This window comes from Pseudoxanthomonas sp. SGT-18 (genome assembly GCF_003931645.1).
Lineage (GTDB): Bacteria > Pseudomonadota > Gammaproteobacteria > Xanthomonadales > Xanthomonadaceae > Pseudoxanthomonas.
Genome location: NZ_RRYJ01000010.1, coordinates 19,488 through 32,449, shown reverse-complemented (window position 1 = coordinate 32,449; position 12,962 = coordinate 19,488). Strand labels below are relative to the sequence as shown.

The window sequence follows — 12,962 nt, the reverse complement described above, 5'->3', positions numbered from 1 at the left end:
CTCACCCGGCCCGCGAGTGTACTGCGGCGCATGGTGCGGCGCTTGCCTCGGGCCCGGGTTGCGCGCAATCTGACAACGCTGTCACGTGCCCACGGCGCCCGGCCGGCGCCCTGCACCAGGGAGAGGGAATGCAGCACGACCAGAACCGGGCCGCGCCCGCGGCGGATCCATCCGCGCGCCTGTCCTTCCGCGAGAAGGCCGGCTACGGCCTCGGCGACTTCGGCTTCAACCTGTACTGGGCCAACGTCTCGGCCTTCCTGCTGATCTTCTACACCGACGTGATGGGCCTCGGCGCCGCGGCGATCGGCACCATGATGCTGGTCACCCGCCTGGTGGACGCGGTCACCGACCCGCTGATGGGCGCCGTCGCCGACCGCACCCGCACCCGCTGGGGACGGTTCCGCCCGTACATGCTGTGGGGCGCGCTGCCGCTGGCGGCCAGCGGCGTGCTGGTGTGGACCGTGCCCGGCCTGGACGGGGACGGGCGCCTGGTGTGGGCGTACGCGACCTTCACCCTGATGATGCTGGCCTACACCGTGATGGCGATGCCGTACTCGGCGCTGTCCGGGGTGATGACCTCCGACAGCCAGCAGCGCACCACGCTGATCAGCTTCCGCTTCATCGCCGCCTTCGCCGGCACCACCGCGGTCAACGCGCTGACCCTGGACCTGGTGCGCTGGCTGGGGCGCGGCGACGAGCAGCTGGGCTGGCAGCTGACCATGGCGCTGTACGGCCTGGTCGCGGTGGCCTGCTTCGCCACGGTGTTCGCCAGCACCCGCGAGCGCATCCAGCCGCCGCCGCAGCAGCGCAGCGCGGTGCGCCAGGACGTCGTGGACCTGCTGCACAACCGCCCGTGGCTGGTGCTGTTCGTGCTGGCGCTGGTGATCATGATCACCATCGTGATGCGCACCGGCTCGCTGGTGTACTACCTCAAGTACCACGTCGAGCGGCCGCAGCTGACCGGGCTGTTCCTGGGCGCCTACTCGATCGCGCTGGCGGTGGGCGCGGCAGCCACGCCGCTGATGACCCGCTTCCTCGACAAGCGCACCCTGCTGATGCTGCTGATGGGCGGCGTGGGCGTGCTCAGCTGCGCGATGTACTTCGTGCCGCCGCAGCAGGTGTGGGTGATGCTGGGCCTCAACACCCTGGTCGGGCTGATGTTGGGGCCGAAGTCGCCGCTGGCGTTCTCCATGTACGCCGACTGCGCCGACTACACCGAATGGAAGACCGGCCGCCGCGCCACCGCGATGACCTTCGCCGCCGCCGCGTTCTCGCAGAAGATGGGCGGCGCCATGGCCTCGGCCGGCATCGCCTGGACCCTGGCGGCGCTGGGCTACGTGGCCAACGAGGCGCAGTCGGACGCCTCGCGCCTGGGCATCGTCCTGCTGCTGACGGTGATCCCCGGCGTGGTGGCGCTGCTGGCGGCGTGGCTGATGCGTTTCTATCCGCTGGATGCGGCCGCGCTGGAGCGCATCCAGGGCGAACTGGAGGCAAGGCGGGAAGCACAGGCATGAACGGCAAGCAGACCATCGACAGCGTGCCCGGCGTGGGCGGATTCCGCGAACAGGGGCGGCGCTTCGTGCTGGAGAGCCCCACGGCGATGCCGCAGGCGTCCACCTTCCTGTGGAACCGGCGCATGCTGCTGCAGCTCAACTGCCGCGGTTATGCCACCGCGCAGTTCATGCAGCCGGAGCCGTCCAAGTACGCGCATGCGCCGGTGCTGGAGGCGAAAACCTTCATGCAGCCGGAGCAGCCGTACTACGCCCACCACCCGGGACGCTTCTGCTACGTCCGCGACGAGGACACCGGCAGCCTGTTCTCGGCGCCGCACGCGCCTGTCAACCGGCATCCGGACGCGTTCGCGTTCTCGGTGGGCGCCGGCGACGTGGCCTGGACGGTGCTGTGCCACGGCATCGAGGTGGCGATGGCGGTGCGCCTGGCCGCCGACGACGTGGCCGAGCTGTGGAGCATCCGCGTGCGCAACGTGTCCGGGCGCCGGCGCCGGATCAGCCTGTACCCGTACTTCCCGGTCGGCTACATGTCGTGGATGAACCAGGGCGGGCGCTACCGGCCGGATCTGGGCGGCATCGTCTGCAGCAGCGTCACCCCGTACCAGAAGGTCGCCGAGTGGTTCCGCCAGCGCGAGTTCAAGGACCTCACCGTGCTGCTGCACGAGCGCGCGCCGGACGCCTGGGAGGCCAACCAGGCCGCGTTCGAGGGCGAGGGCGGGCTGCACGCGCCGGACGCGGTGGCCCGGCACGAGGCCCTGGCCTGCGGCGACGCCCTGTACGAGACCCCGACCGCGGCGCTGCAGTACCGCCTGGTGCTGGAGCCGGAGCAGGAGGAGGAACTGCGCTTCCTGTTCGCCCCCGCGCACGATGACGAGGAGATCCGCGCGCTGCGCGGGCGCCACCTCTCGGCCGAGGGCTTCGCCGCCGCGGCCGCGGCGACCGAGCGCTACCTGGCCGAAGGCGCCGGCTGCGTGCGCATCGACTCGCCGGATCCGTGGCTGGACCACTTCGCCAACCACTGGCTGCCCCGCCAGGTCTACTACCACGGCGATTCCAACCGCCTGACCACCGACCCGCAGACCCGCAACTTCCTGCAGGACCACATGGGCATGGCCTACCTGCGCCCGGCCACCGCGCGCGCGGCGTTCGTGCACGCGCTGTCGCAGCAGCGCGCCGACGGCTCCATGCCCGACGGCATCCTGCTGGTGGAGGGTGCGGAGCTGAAGTACATCAACCAGGTGCCGCACACCGACCACTGCGTGTGGCTGCCGGTATGCCTGCAGGCCTACCTGGACGAGACCGGCGACGACGCGATCCTCGACGAGGTGGTCGCCGGCGGCGACGGCGCCAGCGCCAGCGTGGCCGAGCGCATCGACCGCGCCATGTACTGGCTCCTGGCCCAGCGCGACGAACGCGGCCTCAGCTACATCGCCCAGGGCGACTGGTGCGACCCGATGAACATGGTCGGCTGGAAGGGCCGCGGCGTGTCCGGCTGGCTGTCGCTGGCCGGCGCCCACGCCCTGCGCCTGTGGGCCGACATCAGCGCCCGCCACGGCCGTCCCGATGCCGTGTTCCGCGAGGGCGCCGATGCCTTCAACGCTGCGGTCAACGCGCACCTGTGGGATGGTGACTGGTACGGCCGCGGCATCACCGACGACGGCGTGGTGTTCGGCGTGCGCGCCGACAGCGAAGGCCGCATCTACCTCAACCCGCAGAGCTGGGCGATGCTCAGCGGCGCGGCCGACGAGGCGCGGCGTGCCAAGCTGCTGCGTGCGGTGGACGAGCACCTGCTCTCGCCGTACGGGGCGGCCATGCTCGACCCGCCGTACACCGGCATGCGCGAGGACGTGGGCCGCCTGACCCAGAAATTCCCCGGCTCGGCCGAGAACGGCGCGGTCTACAACCACGCCGCCGCGTTCTACCTGCACGCGCTGTTCCGCGCCGGCGAGGCCGACCGCGCCTGGCAGGTGCTGCGCGCCATGCTCCCGGGCCCGGACCCGGAGGACATGCTGCAGCGCGGCCAGCTGCCGGTGTTCGTGCCCAACTACTACCGCGGCGCCTGGCGCCTGCATCCGCGCACCGCCGGCCGCTCCAGCCAGCTGTTCAACACCGGCACCGCGGCCTGGCTGTACCGCTGCCTGGTCGAGGACCTGTTCGGCCTGCGCGGCGAGGGCCACGCCCTGCGCATCGCCCCGCAGCTGCCCTCGCACTGGAATTCGGCCAGGGCATCGCGGCGGTTCCGCGGCGCGCAGGTCGAGCTGGAGGTCGAGCGCGCGGCCGGCGTGCAGGCGATGCGCGTGCAGCTCGATGGCCAGCCGCTGGCCGATGGCCTGCTGCAGCCGGTCGAGGCCGGCCGCATCTACCGCGTGCGAGTCGAGCTGCCGCTTGCCGGAGGTGGTACGGCATGAGCGCGCCGGTACGGGTGGCGGTGGTGATGGGCGTGTCCGGCAGCGGCAAGACCACGCTGGCCCAGGCGCTGGCCCAGGCCTGGGATGCGACCTTCCTCGATGCCGACGACTTCCACAGCGAGGAGGCGCGGGCGCGCATGGCTTCCGGCCAGCCGCTGACCGACGAAATGCGGGTGCCGTGGGTGCAGCGCATCGCCGCCGAACTGCGGCACCGGGTCGCGGCCGGCGAGCGCGTCACCCTCGCGTTCTCGGGCCTGCGCCGGCGCCACCGCGACATGCTGCGCGCCACCGGGCTGCCGCTGCGCTTCCTGTTCCTGCATGGCGACGCTGGCCTGATCGCCGCGCGCATGCGCCAGCGCAGCGGGCACTACATGCCGGTGGCCCTGCTGGACAGCCAGTTCGCCACCCTGCAGCCGCCGCTCGGCGAGTCCGACGTGACGCCCATCGCCGCGGCGCTGGAGCCGCAGGCGCAACTGGACGCGGCGCTGCGCGCGATCGGCGCGGGCTAGGCCGGAAGATCCGCCCAGGCGCGGGCCACGTCCCGTGCCTGCACGCGCAGTTCCGGCACCGCCAGGCTTTCCCAGGCCTCGCCGATGCGCAGGCTGCCGATGACGCGCAGCTCCCCGCGCGCTTGGCCGGCGGCATCGAGCAGGCGGCCGTCGGCGTCGGTGGCCAGGCCGATCCCGTGCGCGCCCGGCATGGCCAGGCCTTCGCCCAGCAGCTGCTCCAGCAGCGGGTTGCGCATGGCCTGCACGCGCAGCTCCACGCCGGTGGCATTGACCACGTGGTCCACGTCCAGCACCAGTTCGCGGCCATGGCGGTCGCGCGCGCCCACCTGCACGCAGCGCGGCGCGGCGGCGACCCGGTCCAGGCGAGCGCGGTGCAGCTGCAGGCGGCCGCTGCCGGCCAGCTGCCGCAGCACCGCGCCGGCCTCGGGGGCGATGCGGTGGCGGTGGATGTCCCAGTAGCGCACGACGTGGCGCAGGAAGCGGCGCTGGTCGGCCGCGTCCAGCGAGCGCCACAGCGCCTGTACCTGCGGGCGCAGGCGCTCCATGACCGCCTGCCAGGGCAGGCCCGCGGCGGCGGCCGCGGCCACCCGTTGGCGCAGGGCGCGCAGCCGCGCGCGCAGGCCCAGGGCCAGCAGCGCGTCCACGTCCAGGCCGGCGTCCACCGGGGAATCCGGCACGTGCGCCAGCGGCAGCAGGCCGTGGCGCGAGAGCAGGTGCACCGGGCCGCGATGGCCGCCGGCTTCCAGGGTCAGGACCACGTCGACCATGCTCAGCCCGGTGCCGACGATGCAGACCCGTGCCTGCGCCGCGATCGCCGCCAGTCCCTCGCTGTCCCAGGCCTGCAGCAGCTGCGGCGCGGCCAGGGCACCGGCGCCGCGCGCCGGCAGCGGACGCAGGGCGTTGCCGGTGGCCAGCAGCACCCGTGCCGCGCCGGCGCTGCCGCCGTCCCACTGCAGGCGCAGGCCGCCGTCGCGGCGCTGCAGGGCGGTGATGCGGTGCCGGTGCAGCTCCAGCGTGGCCGGGCTGCTGGCGCGCGCCTCCTCCAGGCGCTGGCCCAGGTAGGCGGCGTAGTCGCGGCGCGGCAGGTAGCGTCCGGACAGGTCGCCGGCGCCGGCGTATTCCGCGCGCCCGGCCAGCCAGTGCAGGAAATCGGCCGGCTCCTCCGGCAGCGCGCTCATCTTCCCGGCGGGGACGTTGAGCAGGTGCTCGGGGCGGCGGGTGGAGTAGGCCACGCCCTCGCCCGGGCGCGGTGCCGGTTCGTAGATCGCGATCCGCAGCCCGGGCCGCGCCTGGCGCAGCAGGTGGATGGCGGCCAGGGTGCCGGCGGCGCCGCCGCCGACGATGGCGATGTCGTGGTCGCGATGCATCGGGCGATTGTACCGGTTGAAACCGTCGCGGCCGGCGCAAAGAAAAAGCCCGCCGGGCGGCGGGCTTCTTCCGGGACGGGAGGCGACCAGTTACTTGATCTTGCCTTCCTTGTAGATCACGTGCTTGCGAACGACGGGATCGTACTTCTTGATCTCCATCTTGTTCGGCGTGTTCTTCTTGTTCTTGTCGGTGGTGTAGAAGTGGCCGGTGCCGGCCGAGGAGATCAGGCGGATCTTGTCGCGCTTGGAAGCCATGGTCGGTTACTCCTCAGATCTTCTCGCCGCGGGCACGCAGCTCGGCCAGGACGGCGTCGATGCCGTTCTTGTCGATGGTGCGCAGGGCAGCGGTGGAAACACGCAGCTTCACCCAACGGTTCTCCGAAGCCACCCAGAAGCGGCGCTCGTGCAGGTTGGGGAGGAAACGGCGGCGGGTCTTGTTGTTGGCGTGCGAGACGTTGTTGCCGGTCTGCACGCCCTTGCCGGTGACTTGGCAAACGCGGGACATACGCACCTCGGAAGGTCTGGTGTCGCCCATAGCCCGGGAGACGGCGGCCCCGCCGGCCATGCCCCGGTGGGCCTGGCCGAACGCGATGCGGGAAGGGGTTCGCCTGCAGGGGGGGGCCCGGATCGCGTTCCCGGGCCGATCCGGCAACGGCCGGACGCAGCGAGCCGTGCATTATGCGCGGCCAAGTGCCTGGTTGCAACCGGGTTCGGCCCCCCGGGCGGCCGGTGCCGGCCCTAGTGCGGGGCCTTGTCGCGCTTCCAGCCGCGGTGGCGGATGTCCAGGTACAGGCTGTAGATCGCGGTGAAGGCGGGGAACAGGTTCTGCAGCACCCCCACCGAGTCCTGCTTGGCCGAGAACAGGAAGTAGCTGAGCGTCATCAGGCTGCCGAGCACGCTCATGTACCAGAACAGGCGCGGGATCACCGGCTTGCCGGCCTTGCGCGAGGCCAGGAACTGGACCAGCCAGCGGCCGCCGAACATCAGCGCGCCGGTGTAGCCGATCAGCTTCCAGCCGGTGATGTGCAGGCCGGTCCAGTAGAGCCATTCCAGCGGCTGGTCCAGCAGCGACATCAGAGTTCCTCCACCCGGGTGCGGTGGCTGCGCGCGATCAGCCAGGCCACCCCGCGCAGGTCGCGGATGCCCACCAGGGCCCGGCCCAGGTTGTTGTACTTGGACACCCCGGCGGTGCGCGCGCGGTGGCTGACCGGCACGCTGACCGTCTTCCAGCCGGCGCGCTGCACCAGCGCCGGCAGGTAGCGGTGCATGTGGTCGAAGTAGGGCAGGTCGAGGAACACCTCGCGCTCGAACAGCTTGATCCCGCAGCCGGTGTCCGGGGTGTCGTCGCGCAGCAGGCGGCAGCGGATGCGGTTGGCCCAGCGGCTGGCCCAGCGCTTGGAGCCGGAGTCCTGGCGGTCCACCCGCCAGCCGGCGAACAGCTTGACCTCCGGCGCGGCCGCGTCGCGCGCGGCCAGCAGCCTGGGGATGTCGGCCGGGTCGTTCTGGCCGTCGCCGTCGAGGGTGGCGATCCAGGCCCCGCGCGCGGCCTTGACCCCGTTGCGCACCGCCGCGCTCTGCCCGCTCTGCGCCGCGTGGTGCAGCACCCGCAGCTCGGGCACCTGCGCCTTGAGCGAGCGCAGCACCGCCAGCGAGTCGTCGGCCGAGTGGTCGTCCACGTACACGATCTCGAACGCCAGCCGCCCGCGCAGGGCGGCCACGATCTCGGCCACCAGCGGGGCGATGTTGTCGCGCTCGTTGTGGACCGGCACGACCACCGAGAGCCCGGGTGCCGGGGGTTGGGGGTGGGAAGCGGTCATCAGGCGTCCTTTCCGAAGTAGTCGCGGCACCACTGCACCACCGGCGGCAGGCCCTGCTCGATCGGGGTGCGCGGCTCGAAGCCGAACGCCTCGCGCGCGCGGCGGGTGTCGGCCATGGTGCGGACCATGTCGCCCGGCTGCATCGGCCGGTAATGGCGCACGGCCTCGCGGCCGGCGGCCGCGGCGATCACGTCGATGAAGCGCTCCAGCTCCACCGGGGTGTGGTTGCCCAGGTTGAACACCTCGTGGCGCTCGCCGCCGTCGGCGCGGTCCAGCGCGCCCAGTACCCCGGCGACGATGTCGTCGACGTGGGTGAAGTCGCGCTGCATGCGGCCGTGGTTGAACACCTCGATCGGGCGCCCGGCCAGAACCGCGCGCGAGAACAGCAGCGGCGCCATGTCCGGGCGGCCCCAGGGGCCGTACACGGTGAAGAAGCGCAGGCCGGTGGCGCGCAGCCCGTACAGCTGGGCGTAGGTGTAGGCCATCAGCTCGTTGGCGGCCTTGGTCGCCGCGTACAGCGAGCGCGGCCGGTCCACGCGCTGGTCCTCGGAGAACGGCGGGGTCGCCGAGTCGCCGTAGACCGAGCTGCTGGAGGCGTAGACCAGGTGTTCGACATCGCCATGCCGGCACTGCTCCAGCACGTTGACGAAGCCTTCCAGGTTGGAGGCCACGTAGGCGTGCGGGTTCTGCAGCGAGTAGCGCACCCCGGCCTGGGCGGCCAGGTGCACGACCCGGCGTGGGCGGACCTCGGCGAACAGCGCGGCCAGGCCCTGGCGGTCGGCCAGGTCCAGGCGCCGGATGTCCACCTGCGGACACAGTGCGGCGACCCGGTCGCGCTTGAGCGCCGGGTCGTAGTAGTCGTTGTAGTTGTCCAGGCCGACGACCTGGTCGCCGCGTGCGGCGAGGGCCCGGCAGGTATAGGCGCCAATGAAGCCGGCGGCGCCCGTGACGAGGACGGTCATGGGGTGGGGGTGCCCGTGTCAGTTGGCGACATTGTCGCGCTTGCGCCCACGGGGCGGAACCTCCGCCGCGCGCCTCAGCCGCGCGGCCCGCGCAGGCGTTCGAGGATGCCGTCCAGAGTGTCCAGGTCGGTGTAGTGGATCACCAGCTTGCCCTTGCCGCCGCGGCCGTGGGCGATGGCGACCTTGGCGCCGAGGGTCTCCGACAGTTCGGTCTCCAGCGAGGCGATGTCCGGCTGCTGCACCTTCGCGGCCCTGGCCTTGCGCGCGGCGCTGCCGGTTACCGGGACCTTGCCGGCGGCGAACTGCTGGGCGCGGTGCTCGACCTCGCGCACCGACCAGCCGTTCTCGGCGGCCTCGTGGGCCAGCTTGCTGGCCAGCTCCGGCGACAGGGTCAGCAGGGCGCGGGCATGGCCCATCTCCAGGCGGCGGGCCTCGACCAGGGCGCGGATCGCCGGCGGCAGGTCGAGCAGGCGCAGCAGGTTGGACACCGCCGCGCGCGAGCGGCCGACCGCGGCGGCGGCCTCGGCGTGGGTCAGGGAGAACTCGTCGATCAGCCGCTGCAGGGCCTGGGCCTCTTCCAGCGGGTTGAGGTCCTCGCGCTGGATGTTCTCGATCAGCGCCATGGCGATGACCGTGCGGTCGTCCAGCTCGCGCAGGACCACCGGCACCTCGGCCAGGCCGGCCAGCTGCGAGGCGCGCCAGCGGCGCTCGCCGGCCACGATCTCGTAGCGGTCCGGGGCGATCTCGCGCACGACGATCGGCTGGATCACCCCCTGGGCCTGGATCGAGGCCGACAGCTCCTCCAGCTTGGCCGGGTCCATGTCGCGGCGCGGCTGGTACTTGCCCGGCTGCAGCTGGCCCACCGGCAGGGTGCGCAGCACGTCGCCCGGCTGTGGCGCCTCCGGCTCCAGCACCACCGGCGCGGCCGCGCCGGCGGCGCCCTTGGGGCCGAGCAGGGCTTCCAGGCCGCGGCCGAGGCCGCGTTTCTTGGCGGTGGCCATCAGACTGCCTCCACGTAGTTCTGCGGGGCGGCCTGGGTCCGCGCCGCCTGGCGGCGGATCACCTCGCCGGCCAGGCCCAGGTAGGCCACGCCGCCGCGCGAGGCGCTGTCGTAGCCGACGATGCTCTGGCCGTGGCTGGGCGCCTCGGCCAGGCGCACGTTGCGCGGCACGATGGTGCGGAACACGCGGTCGCCGAAGTGTTCGATCAGTTCGGCCGAGACCGCGTTGGCCAGGTTGTTGCGCACGTCGAACATGGTCCGCAGCACCCCCTCGATCTCCAGCCCCGGGTTGAGCCGCTGGCGCAGCGCCTCGATGGTCTCCATCAGCGCGCTCAGGCCCTCCAGGGCGTAGTACTCGCACTGCATCGGCACGATCACCGAGTCGGCCGCGGTCAGCGCGTTCAGGGTGAGCAGGGACAGCGCCGGCGGGCAGTCGATGATGATGAAGTCGTAGTCGCCGCGCAGCGGCTCCAGCGCGGCCTTCAGCCGCTGCTCGCGGCCCTCGACCTCCATCAGCTGGATCTCGGCCGCGGTCAGGTCGATGTTGCCCGGCAGCAGGTCGAAGTCCTCGGCGGTGCGGACCACGGTGGAGCGGGCGTCGCGCTCGCCCAGCAGGACGTCGCAGCTGGAGGCCTCGACCTCGCGCTTGTCCACCCCGCTGCCCATGGTGGCGTTGCCCTGCGCGTCCAGGTCGACCAGCAGCACCCGGCGGGGCGCGCGCGCCAGCGCTGCGGCCAGGTTGACGGCCGTCGTGGTCTTGCCCACGCCACCTTTCTGGTTGGCGATGGCGATGATGCGGGCCATGGGCGGCTGCCTCGGGACGGGGACGCGGGTGGTCCGGAACGGGCCATTATGCGGATTTCACGCCGCCCGGCCCACCTCCACCAGGTGCCGCTCGGCCCCCAGCCCCGGTACGTCCAGCGGATGGACCGCCAGCGCGGCCCAGCCGGCGGGCAGGGCGGCGATCTCCTCGGCCGGGGCCACGCCCTTCATCGCCAGCAGGCGGCCGTCGGCGGCCAGCAGGTGGCCGCCGACCTCCAGGATCCCGGCCAGGGTGTCCAGGGCGCGGGCGGTGATCTGGGCGTAGGCGCCCGGCTCGGCCACCACCTCGGCCCGCGATTCCAGCACCCGGGCGTTGCCCAGCTTCAACTGGCGCACCGCCTCGCGCAGGAACCGGGCCTTCTTGCCATTGCTCTCCACCAGGGTCACCTGCACGTCCGGGCGGGCGATGGCCAGCGGGATGCCGGGCAGCCCGGGGCCGGTGCCCAGGTCGGCCAGCGCCCCGGGGCGCACGTAGGGGTGCATGGCCAGGGAATCGAGCAGGTGGCGGGTGACCATCTCCTCCGGGTCGCGGATGGCGGTCAGGTTGTAGGTGCGGTTCCAGCGCAGCAGCAGCGCCAGGTAGTCCAGCAGCGGGGGGGCCAGGGCCGGGTCCAGGCCCAGCGCGGCCAGGCCGTCGGCCAGCCGCCGGCGCAGCGGTTCGGGGAGAGGGGTATCCATGGGCGCGATTATCGCCCGCCGCGGCTAGTCCCGTGGGCGCCAGGCCAGGGCGGCGTGGTAGCCGTCCTGCGGGATCCACTCGTGCAGCTGCCAGTCGCCGGCCGCACCCAGGCCCGGGTCGCAGGCATGCAGGCGCAGCGGCGCGCCGGGGTCCCCGGCGCGGAATTCCAGCCGGTGCAGGCCGAAGGCCAGGCCGCGGCCGTGTGCCTTCAGCACCGCCTCCTTGGCGCACCACAGGCGCACGAACTCCGGCTCGCGCAGTTCCGCCGGCAGCGCCTGCAGCCACTCCGCCTCGGCAGGGGCGAAGAAGCGCCGCGCCAGTTCCAGCGCGCGCGGACGCGGCCGGAAGCGCTCCAGGTCCACGCCCAGTACCACCTCACGCCCGAACGCAAGCAGCAGGCGCTCGCCGCTGTGGCTCCAGCCGGCATCGAAGTCGTCGTACGGCGCGAGCAGGCGCGGCCGCCCATGCGCGTCGCGTTGCAGCGGCAGCGGCTCCTCCGGCGCGCGCTGCAGCCAGCGCGCCAGGGTGGCGTGCACCTGCGGCTCGCCGCGCTGCCCGGGTGCGTAGGGCAGCGCGTGCACCTGCACCGGGCCGAAGCGCCAGGCCTCAGCCATGGCGGCATCCCGCGCGATGCGCGCGTGCATGCGGCGGATGCGTCCCTTGCACGGTCGCTTCACGGCAGCGGGGGTCTGATTGGCCCGCACCCCCGCAGCCGCGGGGTGACCTACGCGGACTCGAGGAGAGGGACGTCATGGGCATCATCATCTGGTTGATCGTGGGCGGTATCGTCGGCTGGCTTGCGAGCCTGATCATGCGGCGCGACGCGCAGCAGGGCATCCTGCTGAACATCATCGTCGGCATCGTCGGCGCGGTGCTGGCCGGATGGATCTTCGGCGGCGGCATCAACGAAGCCATCACCATCCGCACCTTCCTGTTCTCGCTGATCGGCGCGGTGATCCTGCTGGCGATCGTCAACCTGTTCACGCGCGGACGCGTGCGCTGAGCCGGCAAAACGGAACGACGAGGAGGCGTGGGCCCGGGATTTCCCGGGCCTTCGCCTTCCCGGGCCCCGCTCAGGCGGCCAGTTCGATCCATGCCGGGGCGTGGTCGCTGGGCCGCTCCCAGGTGCGCGGCTCGCGGTCGATGCCGGCGGCGGCGACCTGTCCCCGCAGCGCTTCGGACACCAGGGTCAGGTCGATGCGCAGGCCGAGGTTGCGGCGGAACGCGGCCATCCGGTAGTCCCACCAGCTGAACACCCCGCCCTCCTGGTGCAGCAGGCGGTAGCCGTCGTGCAGGCCCACGTCCAGCAGTCCGCGCAGCGCGGCGCGCTCGGCGGCGGAGGTGAGGATGTGGTTCTCGTTCCACACCGCCGGATCGTGCACGTCGCGCTCGTCCGGGGCGATGTTGAAGTCGCCCAGCACCACCAGCTTCGGGTGCTGCCGCGCTTCCTGCTCCAGCCAGTTCCGCACCGCGGCCAGCCACGCCAGCTTCAGTTCGTACTTCTCGGTACCCACGTCCTGGCCGTTGACCACGTACAGGTTGACCACGCGCAGGTCGCCGATGGTCGCGCTGATGGCGCGCTTGTGCTCGTGCTCGAACCCGGGGACGCCGACCAGCACGTCGCGCGGCGCCTCGCGCGAGAGGATGGCCACGCCGTTGTAGGTCTTCTGCCCGGAGAACACGCTGCGGTAGCCCAGCGCGGCCAGGGTCGCGTCCGGGAACTTGTGGTCCTCCAGCTTGGTTTCCTGCAGCCCGACGATGTCCGGCGCGAAGGCGCGCAGCCACTGTTCCAGGTGCGGCATGCGCACGTTGAGCGAGTTGACGTTCCAGGAGGCGATCTTCATGGCGACGCAGGCATGGGGCGTGCGCGCATTATCCGGGTTTTAC

The 12,962-nt window shown here is 72.5% G+C and carries 15 protein-coding genes; 4 read left to right on the top strand and 11 right to left on the bottom strand.

The annotated features are described in order from the left end of the window. The first annotated feature begins 128 nt into the window (after window positions 1-128). From EIM47_RS13200 to EIM47_RS13190, 3 genes are read left to right on the top strand one after another with little or no spacing between them, the layout of a single operon-like run. Window positions 129-1,514, top strand: a complete 1,386-nt coding sequence (locus EIM47_RS13200; protein ID WP_125077158.1) for an MFS transporter — start codon at window positions 129-131, stop codon at window positions 1,512-1,514. After that, window positions 1,511-3,919, top strand: coding sequence for an NdvB protein (locus EIM47_RS13195; RefSeq protein WP_125077157.1), 2,409 nt, complete (start codon window positions 1,511-1,513; stop codon window positions 3,917-3,919). Before EIM47_RS13200 ends, EIM47_RS13195 begins: the two co-directional genes overlap by 4 nt. Next, the gene (locus EIM47_RS13190) at window positions 3,916-4,428 is read left to right on the top strand and encodes a gluconokinase (protein ID WP_019398351.1); all 513 of its coding nucleotides are present in this window, start codon (window positions 3,916-3,918) and stop codon (window positions 4,426-4,428) included. The genes EIM47_RS13195 and EIM47_RS13190 overlap by 4 nt, the downstream gene beginning before the upstream one ends. On the opposite strand, the gene EIM47_RS13185 is transcribed toward EIM47_RS13190, so the two are convergent. The 10 genes from EIM47_RS13185 to EIM47_RS13140 all read right to left on the bottom strand — a co-directional run bounded on the left by EIM47_RS13185 (window position 4,425) and on the right by EIM47_RS13140 (window position 11,689). After that, a complete protein-coding gene (locus EIM47_RS13185; protein ID WP_028915215.1) occupies window positions 4,425-5,795 on the bottom strand; it encodes an FAD/NAD(P)-binding protein in 1,371 nt (456 codons plus the stop codon). The two genes, EIM47_RS13190 and EIM47_RS13185, sit on opposite strands and share 4 nt — an antisense overlap. Before the next feature lie 90 nt (window positions 5,796-5,885). After that, on the bottom strand, window positions 5,886-6,050 hold the full coding sequence (rpmG, locus tag EIM47_RS13180) for a 50S ribosomal protein L33 (RefSeq protein WP_019398349.1): 165 nt from the start codon (window positions 6,048-6,050) through the stop codon (window positions 5,886-5,888). Window positions 6,051-6,063: 13 nt separating this feature from the next. Next, the gene (rpmB, locus tag EIM47_RS13175; RefSeq protein WP_019398348.1) at window positions 6,064-6,300 is read right to left on the bottom strand and encodes a 50S ribosomal protein L28; all 237 of its coding nucleotides are present in this window, start codon (window positions 6,298-6,300) and stop codon (window positions 6,064-6,066) included. A gap of 233 nt (window positions 6,301-6,533) precedes the next feature. After that, the gene (locus EIM47_RS13170) at window positions 6,534-6,869 is read right to left on the bottom strand and encodes a lipid-A-disaccharide synthase N-terminal domain-containing protein (protein ID WP_019398347.1); all 336 of its coding nucleotides are present in this window, start codon (window positions 6,867-6,869) and stop codon (window positions 6,534-6,536) included. Continuing rightward, a complete protein-coding gene (locus EIM47_RS13165; protein WP_125077156.1) occupies window positions 6,869-7,612 on the bottom strand; it encodes a glycosyltransferase family 2 protein in 744 nt (247 codons plus the stop codon). The genes EIM47_RS13170 and EIM47_RS13165 overlap by 1 nt, the downstream gene beginning before the upstream one ends. Further along, complete coding sequence (locus tag EIM47_RS13160) at window positions 7,612-8,574, bottom strand: SDR family NAD(P)-dependent oxidoreductase (RefSeq protein WP_028915214.1); 963 nt, start codon at window positions 8,572-8,574, stop codon at window positions 7,612-7,614. The genes EIM47_RS13165 and EIM47_RS13160 overlap by 1 nt, the downstream gene beginning before the upstream one ends. A gap of 74 nt (window positions 8,575-8,648) precedes the next feature. Continuing rightward, complete coding sequence (locus tag EIM47_RS13155) at window positions 8,649-9,575, bottom strand: ParB/RepB/Spo0J family partition protein (protein ID WP_028915213.1); 927 nt, start codon at window positions 9,573-9,575, stop codon at window positions 8,649-8,651. After that, complete coding sequence (locus EIM47_RS13150) at window positions 9,575-10,378, bottom strand: AAA family ATPase (RefSeq protein WP_019398343.1); 804 nt, start codon at window positions 10,376-10,378, stop codon at window positions 9,575-9,577. Before EIM47_RS13150 ends, EIM47_RS13155 begins: the two co-directional genes overlap by 1 nt. 57 nt (window positions 10,379-10,435) lie before the next feature. Next, window positions 10,436-11,074, bottom strand: a complete 639-nt coding sequence (gene rsmG, locus EIM47_RS13145) for a 16S rRNA (guanine(527)-N(7))-methyltransferase RsmG (protein ID WP_051403699.1) — start codon at window positions 11,072-11,074, stop codon at window positions 10,436-10,438. A 24-nt stretch (window positions 11,075-11,098) separates the two neighbouring features. Then, complete coding sequence (locus tag EIM47_RS13140) at window positions 11,099-11,689, bottom strand: 4'-phosphopantetheinyl transferase superfamily protein (protein WP_232211004.1); 591 nt, start codon at window positions 11,687-11,689, stop codon at window positions 11,099-11,101. 137 nt (window positions 11,690-11,826) lie between these two features. On the opposite strand from EIM47_RS13140, the gene EIM47_RS13135 reads away from it, so the two are divergent. Continuing rightward, window positions 11,827-12,078 carry a GlsB/YeaQ/YmgE family stress response membrane protein gene (locus EIM47_RS13135; RefSeq protein ID WP_019398340.1) on the top strand — a complete coding sequence of 84 codons (252 nt, stop codon included), beginning with the start codon at window positions 11,827-11,829 and terminating at the stop codon, window positions 12,076-12,078. A gap of 70 nt (window positions 12,079-12,148) precedes the next feature. Here EIM47_RS13135 and xth read toward each other — a convergent pair whose 3' ends face one another. Beyond that, on the bottom strand, window positions 12,149-12,919 hold the full coding sequence (xth, locus tag EIM47_RS13130; protein ID WP_019398339.1) for an exodeoxyribonuclease III: 771 nt from the start codon (window positions 12,917-12,919) through the stop codon (window positions 12,149-12,151). Window positions 12,920-12,962: the final 43 nt, after the last annotated feature.